Annotated in this window: 2 pseudogenes; one reads left to right on the plus strand and one right to left on the minus strand. The window is 40.3% G+C overall.

What is annotated here, in order from left to right:
• Positions 1-347, minus strand: a pseudogene (locus tag ACQKCG_RS13985) (DUF411 domain-containing protein); the annotation flags it as partial.
• A 239-nt stretch (positions 348-586) separates the two neighbouring features.
• Between ACQKCG_RS13985 and ACQKCG_RS13990 the strand changes: the two are divergent.
• Positions 587-1,038 (plus strand): annotated as a pseudogene (locus ACQKCG_RS13990) (apolipoprotein N-acyltransferase); the annotation flags it as partial.

Below are 1,038 nucleotides of genomic sequence, written 5' to 3' on the forward strand. Positions count from 1 at the left end.
ACATCTTGCGCGGTTGCACTTAGACCATTATCTTCTGCATGACTTATCCATTCTTTACAGCAGCCGCAATTGGCATCTTTATAGACAGTGGCTGATACGTTTTTTAGTAAGTCTGGTTTACTTACTGATGTCATCATAGAATTATTTATAACGTTTGGTTCAGCTGTCTTTGGAACAGCCAAAACATCTTCAGTTGATGCCGATGTTGTGCTTGCATCAGATACGCCACTACTCGGTTGGCTACAAGCAAATAGTGATGAGGCAGCCAGTAATAATAACGTACTACGCAACCCCTTAGACAGATAACGATTGCATATAAGACTGGATTTTATTTTTAAGGGGGGCATAGTGCTTTCTCATGTACTGTAGGTATTGTGAGCTATAGAAGATCAAGTAACACTTCATATCGTTTGGTAATGTAGCATAATAACCCATTAAACGGAGTACATAAATTCATCCATTGAGCAGTGCAGGCTGGTATCATAAGCAGTTTTTATTTTAAAATACTGCCTGTAGTATTAACGGCTCTATCTAAGTTTTGGATTTTGATTAAAAATTCAAGGCTCATAATTTTGGATAATTTGCGATGCGCCTGTCTACTATTAATCTACAAAAGCGTTTGAGTACTCACTTAAATCAATTACCGCTATCGCTTACGCTAGTAGCAGCATGGCTTGCAGGAGCTATTTTTTTATTTTCGCTAGCGCCTTATGGGTTTTGGCCGCTAGCAATAGTATCACCAGCGATTTTATATGCGCTGTTGGTGACAAGTATGAGTGGTCGTCGCGCTTTTATTATCGGTGAAGCTTACGGTATGGGGCTATGGTGCGTCGGCGGCTTTTGGCTCTATACTGCTATCCATGATTATAGCGATACACCAACGTGGCTCGCATTGATTATGATTGCATTGATGGGTCTCGGTATGGGACTATTTCATGGATTGTTAGCACTAGTCTTTAACCGTATGGTAGGCAAACAACCCTTTTCATTTGCTGCTCTTTGGGTGCTACAAGAATGGTTAAAAACTTGGTTATTCAC

Origin of the sequence: Psychrobacter sp. NPDC078929 (genome assembly GCF_050267985.1) — a bacterium.
Lineage (GTDB): Bacteria > Pseudomonadota > Gammaproteobacteria > Pseudomonadales > Moraxellaceae > Psychrobacter.